We start from the raw sequence: 15,154 nt of genomic DNA on the forward strand, positions 1-15,154 counted from the left end.
GGCCGTCCCCCCGATCAGGAGCTTGTCCGCATGTCCGAGGCCCCCGCCGCCGAAGCCCGCCCCACCGAGGCGCGCCTGTTGCACATGGTCTTTCCCGACCACACCAACCACCTGGGCACGCTGTTCGGTGGTCAGGCGCTGGCCTGGATGGACATGGCCGCCTTCATCGTCGCCTCGCGCTACGCGCGCACCACGGTCGTCACCGCGCGTTCGGAGCAGGTGGACTTCAACCAGCCGATCCGCAAGGGCGACCTGGTCGAGGTCATCGCCACCATCGTCAAGGTCGGGCGCAGCTCGATGAACGTCGACGTGGAAGTGGTCACCGAGGACCTGCTCAGCGGCGAGCGCAAGCTGTGCACGCGCGGGCGCTTCGTGATGATCGCGCTGGATCCGCTGGGACGCCCGACCGCCGCCCCGCCGCTGCCGGTGGCTAGCGCGCAGGGATGAGATCCGGGCGGGCGGCCGCCGGGTCGTCGATCGCCTGGCGCACCACGTCCAGCAGGTCCTGGTCGTGGTCCTGGTGCAGCTCCCAGAACATCACCCCGCCCAGGCCCTGGGCGCGGGCGTAGGCGACCTTCTCGCGCAGGGCGCGCGGGTCTTCGTAGCTGATCATCTGCGCGCTGCGCGGATTCCACAGCCAGGCCGCGCGCGCCTGCGGATCCCAATGGGCCTCGAAGCCGCCGCTGCCGACCAGGTCGCCTTCCACGATCTGGCGATAGGAAATGAAGCCGCCATCGCTGCGGTAGGGCTGCAGCAGCCCCGCCTGTTGCGGCGCGACCTCGCCGAAGCGGCGCCCGTAGAACGCCATGCCCACGTGCAGCTTGGCCCCCGGCACGCCAGCGCGCAGGAAGCCCTCTACCGCCGCCTCGGTCGTGCGCGCATCGGCCGGTGCCAGCCGCGACCGCCCCAGCGCGGCGGCATGCCCGGTGGTCGGGGTCAGGCTGCCGTAGAAGTCGTAGGTCATCAGGTTGATCCAGTCCAGCAGCGGCGCGATCGCCGGCAGGTCCAGGCCCGAGGCCAGCCGACCCTCGGCCGCGGCGATGGTCAGCAGATAGCGGCGCCCGTCGCGCGCGCCCTGCGCGTCCAGCGCCGCGCGCAAGTCGCCCAGCAGCGCGGTGAAGTGCGCCTTGTCGTCGGCGCTGGCGCTGATGCCGGCATCGGCCAGGGTCGGGTACTCCCAGTCGATGTCCAGCCCGTCCAGGTCGTACTGGCGCAGCAGGGCCATGGCGCTGTCGACGAAGATCGCGCGCGCCTGCGGCGTGGCCGCCGCCTCGGAGAAATGCCCGGCGCCCCAGCCGCCGATGGAGAGCACCACGCGCAGGCCCGGCGCCTGCTGGCGCAGACGCACCAGCGCGGACAGCGCGGCGGCGTTCTGCGTCGTGCCCAGGCTGACCCGGTGCGCGGCATCGGGCGCGGCGAAGGCGAAGTTGGCCACGTCCAGCTTGGCGGCGGCGCTGGCGCGGACCGGTTCGCCGGCGGTGACGTAGCCGACCAGGGTCAGCGGCGTGCGCGGGAAGGTTGGCTGCGCCGGCGAAGGCGCGCTGGCGCAGCCGGTGAGGGTCAGCAGGCAGGCCAGCACGGCCGACAGGCCGGAAGAGGCGATCAGGCGCATGGCAGGGCCGGCAGCGAACGGCCGGCTAGTCTAGCCGCTGACCCGACGCGTCCTGCGGAGGCCGGGGCGGAAACACCAGCACCGTGCCGCGGCCCGGCGGCGCCGGCTGCCACAGCACCGGCACCTCGCGCGGCGAGGGCGGCTCGAGCGTGCTGGCGTCCTCATCGTGCGCCTGCGCGGCGAGTTCCTCTTCTACCTCCCAGCTGTAGCGCTTGCGCGGCAGCGGCGGGTCGGCGCGGCGCAGCCACCAGGCCGCCAGCAGCCCGGCCACCGCGCCGCCCAGGTGCGCCTGCCAGGACACGCCGGGCTCGCGCGGCAGCACGGTCAGCAGCATGCCGCCGTAGAACAGGAAGGCGATCAGGCCGGCGGCGATCGACGCACGATCGCGGCGCAGCAGGCCCAGCCCGATCACCAGGAACATCAGCCCGTGGCCCAGCCCGCTGGCGCCCAGGTGGCGCGTGCCGGCATCGCCCAGCCACCACGCCCCCAGGCCCGAGCCCAGCCACAGCAGCGGCCACGCACGCAGCGTGGCCTTGGGATACACGCTGCCGGCCAGCGTGCCCAGCATCAGCAGGGCGATGGCGTTGGAGGCGATGTGTTCGACCGAGCCATGCAGCAGCGGCGCGGTCAGGATGCCGACCAGGCCCTGCACGGTGTGCGGCGCGATCGCCAGGGCCCGCCAGTCGAAGCTGGACTGCATCCAGTAGCACAGCACCAGCAGCAGCACGAAGGCCAGCGACGCGTTGAAGGCGCGCAGCAGGCGTCGCCGGTCGGCACGGGCCTGGGCCTGCGCGTCATAGCGCGGATCGTCGGGGTGGTAGGCGTCCATCCCGCTTCGATGGCGCCGCCAGGCTGCGAAAACAAGCGCGCCGCGACGTCCCATGGATGGAACGCCGCGGCGCGTCGGTACGCAGGCTTGGCTTGGACTAGTCGCCAGGCTTTGAAGCAGGCACTCGGCACAGACACGAACAACGGGTCTGAGACCAGAGGCTCTAGCTCTGCTCTAGCAAGGCGCTTGGCAAAATACTTGTCAGCCTTCCATCTCGCCAACCGAGGTGCGCACTTTTGCCGCTGAACTAGAGTTGGGGGTGCAGGTCAAAGTGTGTTCAACCGGGTCGGTCTTGACTCCATCTGCATCTGTCAGTGTGGTGCTGAAGGTGCCAACTTGCGTTGTCGTGAATCCAGTGCATTTAAAAGAAGCCTGAAGCGGAGACGGAATTTTTTCCGAATAGACACTCGTAACATCTGGGCAGTTTGCATTTGCCGGGCAGCTGACATTTTTCATCACGCGAGTCACTGGAAACTGTGGGAATCCGGCGAACTCTATATTTGCAGGGATTTCTGAACCATTCGATGGCCCGCTCACATCGGGGACGTTGGTGATAGCGAAAGGCACGCAATCCTCGTCCTCCTTGGTCAGGCGATAACCTTTTTCCGTGCCTTTCATTGCTGCGGTACGAAACGCCGGATCAAGCAAGGCAGCGGCATCCGCCGCGTTGCTGTGATAGCCGACCTCAATCAGGACTGCTGTTGCATCGGCACGATTAACCTCGCCATGAGTGCTTGATCTCGGATTGAGGTCGACGGGAAAAGCGCTGTATGTGGGGATCGCCTGAATCAGCTCCTTGGCAGCGCAAGAAATGTTGGTGGCCAACTTGAGTGATTCTGAATCTGTCAGGCGGGTGTAGACTTCGAAGCCACGCGCATTGACGTTTGTTGATCCATTGCTGTGAATAGAGATCATAGTCTCTGCGTCCAGAAGATTAGCGTACTCTGGGCGTGATCGAATATCCTCGTCATACTCCCTTAGCGCCAAGCGATCCGGCTCTGTTCCATTTGGAAACATGTTCCACAATGTCGGGCCAAGTGTGGGATATTGTCTTTTGAGGAAATATCTTGCCCCCAAATCCTTCCAAGGTTTTTCGCTGTCTGGATCTATGGCGTTGTTTGAAACGTCTCTAGTATTGGCGAGAGCTGTGACGTACTCGTGGCTACGATTGATCATTATGTTCGACAACTCTGTCGAGTAGCCGGGCATCACAGAGTCTTCAGTCTCAGTAGAAGATCCGGAATAAAGTGGGCGCTGCTTGACCCAGCCATTGGTTGTGCCGTAATGGTAATAAAATCCGTGTCCCGGATTTATAACGACGAGGCCCGATACGGCTGATGGCATGACAAGTGACGCCTTGTTACTCGGTCGCTTCCTTGGGGAAAAATCATCGGGAAAGATTTCCGATAGATCTTTTCCGCCGACCGTGAAACTGATCGGAGTAGGGCCTAAGGTATTCCCAATGATAGAAGATGTTGCTCCGGTTATTTCATTGATCAAATCCCCAAGATCCTCGGTGAGGTGACGCTTTCCTTGCGGTATAAAGTCACTGTCTACATTGACTGTAATCGATCCATTGTCAGGGTCGGCAATTACATTTACCAATATAAGCTTGCCTTGACCAGGAAGCCTGCGTTGGCCATCTACAAGACGTTGAATCTCCGGTCGTATAGTGGCCTCAATAGAGGTGCTGTTACTCAGGGTTATTTTGCTTGTTGGCCCGCTTTCTTTAGCATTCGCTGCACTAAAAGGCCAATACAAAAATGGCGTCACCAAGGTGGCGGTGAGAAACCCACATATAATGAAATGGCGCGAGCGGAACCGGGTAGCGCATTGCATGCCCATCTGATGAATCCTCCTTGATCGAGAATGCGATACGGAACCCATTGGTGTCGTGGTGTGATGCCTTCCTGGGCTACCCTCGCACGCTGACCATCACATGATCGCGATTGCAGGTCAACGAAGGATTCGACGGGGAATACAATCTGGAATTGGCCGCACATTCTCTAAGCTTGAGGTTTATGCAACCGATTGCGTTGCGTCCGCCGCGCGCGCTGTTATTTTGCCGCTGGCGTCGCCGTCTGGGCGACACCAGCGTCCTTCGGCCTTCAATCAGCCGGTCGCGTCAGGTTTCGCCGGCCGCACCAGGCTCAGCCACACCGTGACCGCCAGGATGCCGAACACCACGCCCAGCGACACCAGCACCGGGATCTTGACCACATCGATCAGCAGCATCTTGGCGCCGATGTAGACCAGCACCACCGCCAGGCCGTAGGGCAGCAGATGGAAGCGATCGGCCATGCCGGCCAGCAGGAAGAACATCGCGCGCAGGCCCAGCACCGCGAACACGTTGGAGGTCAGCACGATGAACGGGTCGGTGGTGATGGCGAAGATCGCCGGGATCGAGTCGACCGCGAAGATCACGTCGGTCACCGCGATCAGGATCAGCACCACGAACAGCGGCGTGAACCAGCGCTTGCCATCGCGCTTCACCGACAGGTCGTGGCCGACGTAGCCATCGGTCAGGCGCAGATGCCTGCGCATGAACTTCAGCGCCGGATTGGCTTCCAGGTCGGGCTCGCTGCCGGCCGAGAACCACATCTTGATACCGGTGAACAGCAGGAACGCGCCGAACACGTACAGCAGCCAGTGGAACTTGGTCAGCAGCGCGGCGCCGGCGAAGATCATGATCGCGCGCAGGAAGATCGCGCCCAGCACGCCGATCACCAGCACGCGCTGGCGCTGCTCCTCGGGCACGGCGAAGTAGGACATCACCATCAGGAACACGAAGATGTTGTCCACCGCCAGCGACTTCTCGACCAGATAGCCGGTCAGGAATTCCAGGCTGATGCGGTTGGCGTTGGCCGCGTCGATGGTCTGGTGCAGGTACCACCACAGGCCGGCGTTGAAGGCCAGGGCCAGGGCGACCCAGCCGATCGACCACCACAGCGCTTCCTTGAAGGTGACCTTGTGCGGGCCGCCGTGGCGCATCAGCACCAGGTCGGCCAACAGGGCGGCGATCACCACCACCACGAATCCACCCCACAGCCAGGGGTTTGCAATTGTCTGCATGCGAATGCTCCACGCGTAAGCCAAGGGACGAAGGCTGCGACGAGTCCAGTGAAGCGCACGGAATCCGGGAAAGAAGGAGATCCGGACACACACCTTCGCCGTTGCGGCGAAGGTCTCGCTCACAGCCGGCCCTAGTAGTGGGCCGGTTGCCGCTGGACCGGGGCGTGAAGCCCGTCATGACGATCGCAGCGCGTGGGAGCTACTCCCCTTCTGTGGGCGATTGTCGCGGCGCGGCACGCGCCGGGTCAACGCCCAGGCTGAGCGGGTCGTTCAGATCAGGCCCGATCTGTCCGCATTGTCACGGCGCGTCGTCGGCCGCCGACCAGCGCATCGCCGCGCCCGAGGCCGAGCGCGGACCCGGGTAACCCCGCCCGTAGTAGCCGCCATAGGGGCCGCCGCCGAACGGGCCATCGCTCTTGCTGACGTGGATGTCCAGGCGCATCACGCTGGTGCGCCCCTCGTCGCTGGTGAACGCCTTGGCCACGCTCAGATCGGCCGCGTTGTAGGTGCTGCTGCCGTAGCCCTTGGAATAGCCGATGCCGGTGGTGAACGCGCCATGCACGTGGGCCTTGCCGTCGTCCAGCTCGGACACCGGCCGGACCGGGTCGGTGTCCACGACCGGGCCGCTGTGGTCGCCGTAATAGGTGCCGGGCGGATCGCCCGCGCCGGAGAAGCTGGTGTCGTCCTTGAGCTTGAGGTTCAGCGGCTGGGTCTGAGCCAACGCGGCCAGCGGCGCGCAGAGCAGCAACAGGGAGACGACGGCGATGGACTTCATGGCGGCAGACCTTGCGGTGCGTGTCCGTTGCGCGGTGCGGGCCGTCTGGCCAGCAGGCCGGCAGGGATCACCCGTGCACGCTAGCAGCCGCGCCTTAAACCCAGGCTGGCCGGCGCGATGCCTGTCCGTGACGGTGCGTGCCGTCCGCTGGCGTCGGCACGCCGCCAGCGTGTTCCCGGGCCAGGGCCGACGGCGTCGTCGCATCGAATGCCCGGGTCGGATCAATCGCGCTGGAAGGTGTCGCGCTGCGCCAGGCGCGCGCGCAGCGCCTTCTTGTCGATCTTGCCCACGCTGGTGCGCGGCAGCTCCTCGACCACGATCAGTTCGTCGGGCAGGGCATAGCGGCTGATGGCGCCGCTGTCCACGTGCTGCTGCAGGTGCGCGCGCACGCCCTCCAGCGAGACCTGCGCGCCCTCGGCGGGCACCACGAAGACCACCGGCCGCTCGCCCCAGCGCGGATCGGCCACGCCCACGTACGAGGCGGCGCAGATGCCGGGGCCGGCCACGGTCAGGTCCTCCATTTCGGCTGAGGACACCCATTCGCCGCCGGTCTTGATCACGTCCTTGAGCCGATCGCGGATCACTAGGCGGCCATCGGCGGCGATGCTGGCCACGTCCTGGGTGTGCAGCCAGCCGCCCCGCCACAGGGCCTCGCCGGCCTGGGCGTTGCCGCCGTAACTGGCCGTCAGCCACGGCGTGCGCGCGACCAATTCGCCCTGGTGCTGGCCATCGGCCGGCAGTGTCTGCATGTCCGGGTCGACCACGCGCAGCTGCGCCAGCGGGACCGGGTGCCCGGCGCTGCACAGCTCGGTCTCGCGCTGCGCGCCCGGCGGCGCGAACGAGCGCGCGATGCTCAGCACCGGCGCGGTCTCGGACATGCCGTAGCCGGACAGCGCGGTGATGCCCTTGGCGGCCGCGGCGCGATGCAGCGCGCGCGGCTGCACCGAGCCGCCGACGATGATGGTCCAGCGCCGGTCGACCGGGTCCTCGGGGCCGAAGGCGTCCAGCAGCATCTGCAGGATGGTCGGCACGCAGTGGGAGAAGGTCACGCCCTCCTGGCGCCGCAGCCGCAGCAGCTGCGCCGGCACGTAGCGGCCGGGATAGACCTGCTTGAGGCCCAGCAGCGTGGCCAGGTACGGCAGGCCCCAGGCATGCACGTGGAACATCGGCGTCACCGGCATGTAGACATCGCCGTGGCGCAGCCCCTGGCCCTCGGGCTGCGTGCCCAGCGTGGTGCCGACGGCCAGCGTGTGCAGCACCAGCTGGCGGTGCGAGAAGGCCACCGCCTTCGGGTCGCCGGTGGTGCCGGTGGTGTGGAAGGTGGTGGCCAGCGCGCGCTCGTCGATGTCGACGAAGGCGTGCCGGTCCTCGGCCGCGGCCAGCAGCGCCTCGTACTCGCCTGCGACGGCCAGCGGCAGCGAGGCCGGCGGCTGGCCGGCATGGGTCAGCACGAAGCGCTCCAGCTGCGGCAGCTGCGTGGCCAGCTGCGCCACCAGCGCGGCGAAGTCGGCGTGGAAGAGCACCACGCGCGCGCCGGTGTCGCGCAGCGTGTAGGCGATCTGCTCGGGCGACAGGCGCACATTGACCGTCTGCAGCACCGCGCCCAGCATCGGGATGGCGAAGTAACACTCCTGGTAGCGATGGCTGTCCCAGTCCATCACCGCCACCACATCGCCCGGCGCCACCCCCAGCGCGGTCAGGACGTTGGCCAGGCGGTGCACGCGCCGGCCGAACTCGGGATAGTCGTGGCGGCGTCCGTCGCTGCCGAGGATGGACTGGCCGCTGCGGGTCTCCAGCGCGCTGCGCAGCAGCTGGCCCACGTGCAGCGGATAGTCGTAATGGCCTTCGGCCGGGGTGGCGTAGCGCAGGCCCATGGTCCTAGCGCCCCTTGCCCGCGGCCGGCGCCTGGCCGAGGTGGCGGTCGAAGAAGCGCCAGATCACCGCATAGGCCTGGCGCGACTCGGGCAGCTCGGGATCGACGAAGAACGCGTGCCACATGCCGTCCCACACATGCAGTTCGGCGTCCACCCCGGCCGCGTCGAGCAGCGCGTGGCTGTGCAGCACCGAGCTCAAGGCGAAGTCGCGGCTGCCGCTGATCAGCAGCGTGGGCGGGAAGCGGGCGAGGATGGCCTGCGAATTGGCCGGGAACACCAGCGGATCGGACAGGTCGGCGCCGCGGAAGTACGGGTAGTCCGAGAGCCTGGGCGGGCCGGCGGGCACCTTCTGCCCCTCCAGCGCGGCCGAGGTGTAGATGGAATCGCCATCGGGCGCGGCCAGCGATCCGCAGAAGGTGCCGATCGCGCCGGGCAGCGGCAGCTGCTTGGAGATCAGGCGCGCCACCGCCTGCGCGGTGAGATAGCCGCCGGCCGAGCAGCCGTAGATGCCGATGTCCTGCGGGCGGTAGTCGCGCAGCAGCGCGCGGTAGACGGTTTCCACGTCCTCGCTGGCGGCGGGGAAGGCGTACTCCGGCCCCTGGCGGTAATCCACCGAGACCACCTTGATTTTGCCCACACCGGCGATCGGGATGGCCTCGGCCAGCGCGCCGCTGCGCGCGCCCCACAGAAAGGCGCCGCCGTGCAGATTGATCAGCACGCGCGTCTTGTTGGCCGGCGCGATGCCGTCGGCCGGCTCGGCCACGTCGGCCAGCACGCCGTCGAAGCGCTGCTCGCTGGTGCGCACCGGCCACAGCTTGCGCATGCGCGCCACGCGGTCGCTGTTCTGCGCGTCGTAGAACGCCCGCGCCGCAGCGATGTCCTGACCCGGGCCCTCGCCGCGGGCGTGCGCATCGAGCATGGCCTGGAGGCGCACGCGCGCCTCGGGCGAGGCGAAGGCCGACAGCGGCACCTGCACGCCGTTGAGCGGCACGCGCGGATCGGGCGTCTCGGCGGCGCGCACCGTCCACATCGAGGCGAACAGCGCGAGCAGGGCCCCACAAGAAAAGATGGCGGTTCTCAACGCGGTGCTCCAGCGGATGGAAGGGGCTCACTCCTGTCCCGCCAAGCTGCCTGATCGCCTGCGCCGGGTCATGCTGCGCCGCACAGGGCGCTTGCCCCGTCGACTGGCCTTGCCTTGCCTATGACCTCTGCTAGGGCAGGGCCGCGGCACGTCCACGGAAGGGCCCCTCCGCAAGGCCATACACTCGGCCCGGTCATTCGAGGGAGTTTCCGCATGAATCCGATCGCACGGCGTGCGCGCGGCATGGCCATGACGCTGCTGACCATGACGCTGGTATCCGCCTGCAGCGCCACGCACCAGGCCGTCACGCCTGCGCGCCCCGCGGTGGACACCTCTGCGACCGCCCCGGCCAAGGCGCCGACCGAGCCGACCAGCGCGCAGCGAGCCCTGGCCGCGCGTGCCGCCGCGCTTGGCGCGACCGAGGTCAGCGCCGTGCCTGGCCCGGAGGGCGGCCTGCTGCTGGGCGGCAAGCTCGGTGGCGATCAGTTCGCCGTCGCCATTCCAGCGCGATGGAACCACGATGCCCTGCTCTACGCGCACGGATACTCCACGCCGGGCAGCCCCGTGGACGTGCTCGATGACCCCACCGCCCCGGGCACCGGCGCGACCGGGGTCCTGAAGGCCGCCTACGACGCGGGCCTGGCGGCCGGGCACAGCGCCTATGCCAAGGCCGGCATGGGCGTGGAGACCGCGACGGTCAACACGCTGCGGCTGCGCGATTTCCTGGTGCGCCTGGGCGCGGACAGGGTCTATGTCAGCGGCAGCTCGATGGGCGGCAACATCGTGCTCTCGCTGCTGGAGCAGCACCCGCAGGCCTTCGCCGGCGGGCTGGCGATGTGCGGGGTGACCGAGGGCTGGGAGCCGCTGTTCGCGCAGCTGTTCGACATGCGCGTGGCCTGGAACCAGCTCACCCGCGGCACGCCCTACGCGCTGCCGGGCGAGCAGGACGCGCTGCGCACCGCGCTGCCCACCGTGCCGCCGCCGGGCGATGCGACCGATCCGGAGCAGTTCCGCGGGATGCAGATGGCCCGCCTCGCCACGCCGGTGCTGGCGCTGTTCAAGGCGGCGCAGGAACGCCCCGACGGGCCCGAGGCGCGCATCGCGCGGCAGGTGGCGGCGATCGGCGGCTTCGAGAACGAGCCGGCCTCGGTCGCCTATCCGCTGCTCACCCTCGCCCTGGGCGCCGACGATCTGCGCCAGACCATGGGCGGCCAGCTGTACGGCAACCGGGGCAAGGTCTATCGCGTGCCGGACATGAGCGCCAAGGAGCTGGCCGAGTTCAACCGGCAGGTGCAGCGCTTCGGCGCCGACCCGGCGGCCATCGCCTACGCGCGGCGCTGGCACCAGGCCACCGGCCGCTTCCAGGTGCCGCTGGTGACCCTGCACAACCGGATCGATTCGCTGGTGCCCTACGCGCAGTCGCAGGGCCTGGGCCGCGTCGTCCATCAGGCCGGCAACGACGCGCGCCTGGTGCAGTTCACCGTGCCGGGGGTGAAGGCGCCGCTGCCGATCGGCGGCGTGGTGGGCTACACGCATTGCGGCTTCGATCCGGCGCAGACGGTGGCGGCCTGGAACGCATTGCACGCCTGGGTCGAGCGCGGCACGCGGCCGTCCGAGGATCTTGTGCACTGAGCTGCTTGATTGCTTGATCGCCTGGGTGGTCGCGGGGCTCGGGGTTTGCGCGCGCAGCGACCGATGCCATGTTTCCCGTGCCAAGCCCGACGCGATGCGACCTCGTCACGCACGCGCCGCGTGCCGACTGGAACGACGGCAGAAGGTTGCTCGCGGTTTCGAGTGACGCGACACCGGAGGTGTCACGATCGTCGCGGTCGTGCAGGCAGGCTCGGTGCGGGCGGGCTCAGTCGCCGGCCCGGCGGCGCGCGCTGCCGCGCAGGCGCTGCCACAGCCGCGCCAGGGGCGAGGTGCCGGGCGGCGGTGGCGGCGCGTCGGCGGTGGCGGCGCCCAGTGCGTCCGCCTCGCCTTCCAGCACGGCGTGGCCGCTGAGATAGGCGGCGTTGAAGAAGGCGCGCGCCGCGCCGGGGTCCATGTCCAGCTGCGCGGCGGCCTCGGTGGCGGTCATGGCCTGCTTGAGCAGCAGCGAGCACAGCCGGAAGTCGTCATGGCGGTGGGCCAGCACCCGGAAGTCCGGCCACTGGCGCATGCGCAGCGCGGTGGTCTCGGTCAGCGGCGCGATCAGCTTCGGCACCATGCGCATGCGCAGCGCGGTCTGCCACAGCAGCGGGGTCAGGGCCAAGCGCGGGGCCTGGCCGGCCGGCGCGAACGCCACCTCGCGCAGCACCAGCCGGTCGAAGCCCGGCCCCAGCAGCCCGGGCACGTTGTCCACCGCCTGGCGCGCGCTGTGCAGTGGCACGGCCTGGCCGGCGACGAAATCCAGGTGCAGCACGTCCACCCCATCCAGCGACAACACCGCCTGCGTGCGCCGGGCCTGCAGGTGCTCGCGCAGCTGCTCGGCGAAGGGGCGTGCCGGGGCGGACGGGGCGACGTCGGCCTGCGCATGCGGGGCGTGCAGGGCCTGCAGCACCTCACGGATCGCCTGCTCGTGCAGCGGCGCGGCGCCCTGGCGCGGGTCGGACAGTCGCCCGCCGGCATCGATCAGCCACAGCGGCCGGGCCGGGCGCTCCTGTGCCAGGCGCGCGCCGGCCACGCGCGTGGTCGATGCCTCTTGCAGCACCAGCAGGTCGCAGCCGTCGGGGTTGTGGATCAGCGTCAGGCTGTCGGCGGGCAGGGCGGCAATGCGCTGCAGGCGGCGCATCAGCGCCACTTCGGTCTGCACATCCGAACCCACGATCGCCACCCGCACCACGTCACGCCCCTTGTTGCCGCATCCGTGCCCTGCGGCGCATGGGACGAGCCTAACGCGCCGCCGCCGCATCGCAACAGGGGGCAAGTCCCGGAAGGTGACACCGGGCCCGTTTTGCCGCTCAGGTCTGCGCGCGGGCGCTCTGGATCGGCAGGGTGACGTTGACGATGGACGGGTCGTCCGGATCGGGCCTGAGGGTGAAGCCCAGCTGCTGGCACATGGCCAGCATGGTGCGGTTCTCGCGCAGCACCTGGCCCTCGACCTGGCGCAGGCCCTGCCAGTGCGCGTACTCGATCATGATCCGCATCAGCTGCCAGCCCAGGCCGGCGCCCTTCTGGTCCGAGCGCACCAGGATGCCGTACTCGCCGCGATCGTAATCGGCGTCGGCCAGCAGCCGCACCGCGCCGAGCATCTCGCCGTTGGACGGGTCGATGGCCACCAGCGCGATCGAGCGCGCGTAGTCCAACTGGGTCAGGCGGGCGATGAACTCGTGGCTGAAATGCTTGACCGACTGGAAGAAGCGCAGGCGCAGGTCCTCGTCGGTGACGCGGGCGAAGAAGGCGCGGAACAGCGCATCGTCCTCAGGGCGCACCGGCCGCACGAAGACCGTGCCGCCATCGCTCAGGGCCAGGGTGCGCTCCCACTCCTTCGGATAGGGGAACACGGCGAAGCGCGGATGCCCGCGGCCCTTGTGCAGCGCGCGCGAGGGGGCCACGGCGATGCGCGCGTCCACCGCCACCACGCCGGTGGCGTCGGCCAGCAGCGGGTTGATGTCCAGGCTGCGGATCTCGGGCAGATCGGCGGCCAGCTGCGCCAGCTTGACCAGCACCAGGGCCACGGCGCGCTCGTCGGCGGCGGGCACGTCGCGATAGGCCTTGAGGATGCGCGAGACGCGGGTACGGCCGATCAGCTCATGGGCCAGGCGCAGGTCCAGCGGCGGCAGCGCCAGGGCCACATCGTCGATCACCTCGGCGGCGGTGCCGCCGCGGCCGAACACGATCACCGGGCCGAACACCGCATCGTCGGCGATGCCGGCGATCAGCTCGCGCGCCTTGGGCCGCAGCACCGTCGCCTGCACCACCACGCCATCGATGCGCGCGTCCGGGCGCAGCCGCCGGGCGCGCTCGATCAGCGTCTGCGCGGCCATGTGCACGGCCTCGGCCGAGACCAGGTTCAGGCGCACGCCATCGACATCGGACTTGTTGGGGATGTCCGGCGAGAGCACCTTCAGCGCCACCGGCTGGCCCTGGTCCAGCAGCGGCTGGGCGAAGCGCACCGCGGCCTGCGCATCGGCCGCCACCCACAGCTGCGCGGTCGGGATGCCGTAGGCGCGCAGCACCGCGTTTGCGGCGACCGGGTCCAGATAGCGCCGTCCCTCGCTCAAGGTCTGTTCGACCAGCGCGCGCGCGGCGGCGGCATCGACCACGAAGTCCTCGGGCAGGCTGGGCGGGGTCTCCATCAGCGCGGTCTGCGCCTGCCGGTAGCGCACCAGGTGCATGAAGCCGGCCACCGCATCGGCCTCGGTGGCGTAGCTGGGGATCTGTGCCGCGTTGAGCGTGGACAGCGCCGCCTCGCCGCCGCCCAGCCACACCGCGAACACCGGCTTGGCATGGCTGTGGCGCGGGCGCGCGCCGGCGCTGCGCACCAGCGCGCTGGCGGCATCGGCCGAGGAGGTGAAGGCGGTCGGCACGTTGACCACCAGCAGGGCGTCGTTGTCGGGGTCGGCCAGCAGCGCCTCGACCGCGGTGGCGTAGCGATCGCCATCGGCGTCGACCACGATGTCCACCGGGTTCTCGCGCGTCCAGCCGTGCGGCAGCACGCCGTCCAGGCGCTGCACCGTGGCCGGCGACAGCGTGGCCAGGCTGCCGCCGAGCAGGGCCAGCTGGTCGCGCGCCAGCGCGCCCACTCCACCGCCGTTGGACAGGATCGCCAGGCGCCGGCCGGGGAAGGTGCCCAGCCGGCCCAGCGTCTGCGCCGCGGCGAACAGCTCGTCCAGCGCGCCCACGCGCAACAGCCCGGCGCGGCGGAAGGCCGCGTCGTAGATCGCATCGGGCCGGGCCAGCGACTGGCTGTGGGTGTCCTCGCCGCCGCCGGCGCGGGCCACGCCGGACTTGACCACCACCACCGGCTTGGCGCGCGCGGCCGCGCGTGCGGCGGACATGAACTTGCGCGCGTCGCGGATCGATTCGACGTAGAGCAGGATCGCGCGGGTGCGGTGGTCGATGGCGAAGTGGTCCAGCAGGTCGCTGAAGTCCACGTCGATCGCATCGCCCAGCGACACCACCGCCGAGAACCCGACCTGGTGCTGCACGCCCCATTCGACCAGCGCCGCGGCGATGGCCGAGGACTCGGAGATCAGCGCCAGGTCGCCGGCCATCGGCGTGTGCGCGGCGATGCTGGCGTTGAGCCGCGCGTGCGGGGCGATCACGCCCAGGCAGTGCGGCCCGAGCAGGCGCAGGCCGTGGGCGCGCGCGGCGCGCTCGGTGGCCTCGGCCAGCGAGCCGGAGCCGTGGCCGAGCCCGGCGGTGAGGATGATGGCCGCGGCCACCCCGCGCTGGGCGGCGTTGGCCACGACCTTGGGCACGGTGTGCGCCGGGGTGGTGACGATCACCAGGTCCGGCACGTAGTCCAGGTCGGACAGCCGCGGCACGGTGTCGACCTCGTCGATGCGCTTGTAGCGCGCATTGATCCAGGCGATCCGCCCGGGGAAGCCGGCCGCGCGCAGGTTGCGCACCACCGCCCGCCCGGCCGAGCGATCGCGCGGGCTGCCGCCGATGATGGCGATCGAGGCCGGCGCGAACACGGACTTGAGGCGGTAGGTGCTCATGCGGTGGCGGCGGCGGCCTGGAAGCGGGACATCGCCCCACACGTTACACGCCCCGGCGGCGCCCCTGCATGACGCGCCCCGCGAACGCGTGAGGAGGAGCAAAGGTCCCCTTACGCGTCGGCGATGCGCGCTTAGCCACCTCCCTTTGGCCGCAGGCCAAGGGAAGCTCGAAGTCGCGACCTAACGACTGAGGGGAGGGGGTGCTCTCCGCGGGAAAGCTGAAAAGCACCACCTCCCAGCCTCCCCCTTCGCTGCGCGAAAGG

Annotated in this window: 11 protein-coding genes; 2 read left to right on the top strand and 9 right to left on the bottom strand. The window is 69.3% G+C overall.

Annotated elements, in window-relative coordinates:
* The first annotated feature begins 30 nt into the window (after window positions 1–30).
* Window positions 31–447, top strand: a complete 417-nt coding sequence (locus tag WFQ05_RS07250; RefSeq protein WP_130520681.1) for an acyl-CoA thioesterase — start codon at window positions 31–33, stop codon at window positions 445–447.
* Here the strand turns inward: WFQ05_RS07250 and WFQ05_RS07255 are convergent.
* From WFQ05_RS07255 to WFQ05_RS07285, 7 genes are all read right to left on the bottom strand, one after another.
* Window positions 431–1,612: a glycoside hydrolase family 18 protein gene (locus WFQ05_RS07255; protein ID WP_337053290.1), complete on the bottom strand. Its 1,182-nt coding sequence runs from the start codon at window positions 1,610–1,612 to the stop codon at window positions 431–433. The genes WFQ05_RS07250 and WFQ05_RS07255 overlap by 17 nt on opposite strands.
* A 25-nt stretch (window positions 1,613–1,637) precedes the next feature.
* A complete protein-coding gene (locus WFQ05_RS07260; RefSeq protein ID WP_130520685.1) occupies window positions 1,638–2,441 on the bottom strand; it encodes a rhomboid family intramembrane serine protease in 804 nt (267 codons plus the stop codon).
* A gap of 201 nt (window positions 2,442–2,642) precedes the next feature.
* Complete coding sequence (locus WFQ05_RS07265; RefSeq protein ID WP_337053291.1) at window positions 2,643–4,286, bottom strand: N-acetylmuramoyl-L-alanine amidase; 1,644 nt, start codon at window positions 4,284–4,286, stop codon at window positions 2,643–2,645.
* Window positions 4,287–4,553: 267 nt separating this feature from the next.
* Window positions 4,554–5,513, bottom strand: coding sequence for a TerC family protein (locus tag WFQ05_RS07270; protein WP_337053292.1), 960 nt, complete (start codon window positions 5,511–5,513; stop codon window positions 4,554–4,556).
* A 298-nt stretch (window positions 5,514–5,811) separates the two neighbouring features.
* On the bottom strand, window positions 5,812–6,288 hold the full coding sequence (locus WFQ05_RS07275; RefSeq protein WP_337053293.1) for a hypothetical protein: 477 nt from the start codon (window positions 6,286–6,288) through the stop codon (window positions 5,812–5,814).
* Window positions 6,289–6,509: 221 nt separating this feature from the next.
* Complete coding sequence (locus tag WFQ05_RS07280) at window positions 6,510–8,162, bottom strand: long-chain-fatty-acid--CoA ligase (RefSeq protein WP_337053294.1); 1,653 nt, start codon at window positions 8,160–8,162, stop codon at window positions 6,510–6,512.
* Window positions 8,163–8,166: 4 nt separating this feature from the next.
* Complete coding sequence (locus WFQ05_RS07285; RefSeq protein WP_337053295.1) at window positions 8,167–9,243, bottom strand: alpha/beta hydrolase fold domain-containing protein; 1,077 nt, start codon at window positions 9,241–9,243, stop codon at window positions 8,167–8,169.
* Window positions 9,244–9,456: 213 nt separating this feature from the next.
* Here WFQ05_RS07285 and WFQ05_RS07290 point away from each other — a divergent pair, with 213 nt between their 5' ends.
* Window positions 9,457–10,875, top strand: coding sequence for an alpha/beta hydrolase (locus tag WFQ05_RS07290; protein WP_337053296.1), 1,419 nt, complete (start codon window positions 9,457–9,459; stop codon window positions 10,873–10,875).
* Window positions 10,876–11,101: 226 nt separating this feature from the next.
* Here WFQ05_RS07290 and WFQ05_RS07295 read toward each other — a convergent pair whose 3' ends face one another.
* Together WFQ05_RS07295 and WFQ05_RS07300 are read right to left on the bottom strand one after the other, a co-directional pair.
* On the bottom strand, window positions 11,102–12,067 hold the full coding sequence (locus WFQ05_RS07295) for a hypothetical protein (RefSeq protein ID WP_337053297.1): 966 nt from the start codon (window positions 12,065–12,067) through the stop codon (window positions 11,102–11,104).
* Between the two features lie 118 nt (window positions 12,068–12,185).
* Window positions 12,186–14,891 (bottom strand): bifunctional acetate--CoA ligase family protein/GNAT family N-acetyltransferase, encoded by a 2,706-nt coding sequence (locus tag WFQ05_RS07300; RefSeq protein ID WP_337053298.1) that lies wholly within the window; start codon window positions 14,889–14,891, stop codon window positions 12,186–12,188.
* Window positions 14,892–15,154 lie beyond the last annotated feature (263 nt).

This window comes from Pseudoxanthomonas sp. USHLN014, from assembly GCF_037153335.1.
Classification (GTDB): domain Bacteria; phylum Pseudomonadota; class Gammaproteobacteria; order Xanthomonadales; family Xanthomonadaceae; genus Pseudoxanthomonas_A; species Pseudoxanthomonas_A winnipegensis.

What these genes read in the sequence shown, in the direction of transcription:
- WFQ05_RS07250 (WP_130520681.1), top strand. Translation starts at nt 31, where the DNA reads ATGTCCGAGGCCCCCGCCGCCGAAGCCCGCCCCACCGAGGCGCGCCTG.
- WFQ05_RS07255 (WP_337053290.1), bottom strand. Translation starts at nt 1,612, where the DNA reads ATGCGCCTGATCGCCTCTTCCGGCCTGTCGGCCGTGCTGGCCTGCCTG.
- WFQ05_RS07260 (WP_130520685.1), bottom strand. Translation starts at nt 2,441, where the DNA reads ATGGACGCCTACCACCCCGACGATCCGCGCTATGACGCGCAGGCCCAG.
- WFQ05_RS07265 (WP_337053291.1), bottom strand. Translation starts at nt 4,286, where the DNA reads ATGGGCATGCAATGCGCTACCCGGTTCCGCTCGCGCCATTTCATTATA.
- WFQ05_RS07270 (WP_337053292.1), bottom strand. Translation starts at nt 5,513, where the DNA reads ATGCAGACAATTGCAAACCCCTGGCTGTGGGGTGGATTCGTGGTGGTG.
- WFQ05_RS07275 (WP_337053293.1), bottom strand. Translation starts at nt 6,288, where the DNA reads ATGAAGTCCATCGCCGTCGTCTCCCTGTTGCTGCTCTGCGCGCCGCTG.
- WFQ05_RS07280 (WP_337053294.1), bottom strand. Translation starts at nt 8,162, where the DNA reads ATGGGCCTGCGCTACGCCACCCCGGCCGAAGGCCATTACGACTATCCG.
- WFQ05_RS07290 (WP_337053296.1), top strand. Translation starts at nt 9,457, where the DNA reads ATGAATCCGATCGCACGGCGTGCGCGCGGCATGGCCATGACGCTGCTG.
- WFQ05_RS07300 (WP_337053298.1), bottom strand. Translation starts at nt 14,891, where the DNA reads ATGAGCACCTACCGCCTCAAGTCCGTGTTCGCGCCGGCCTCGATCGCC.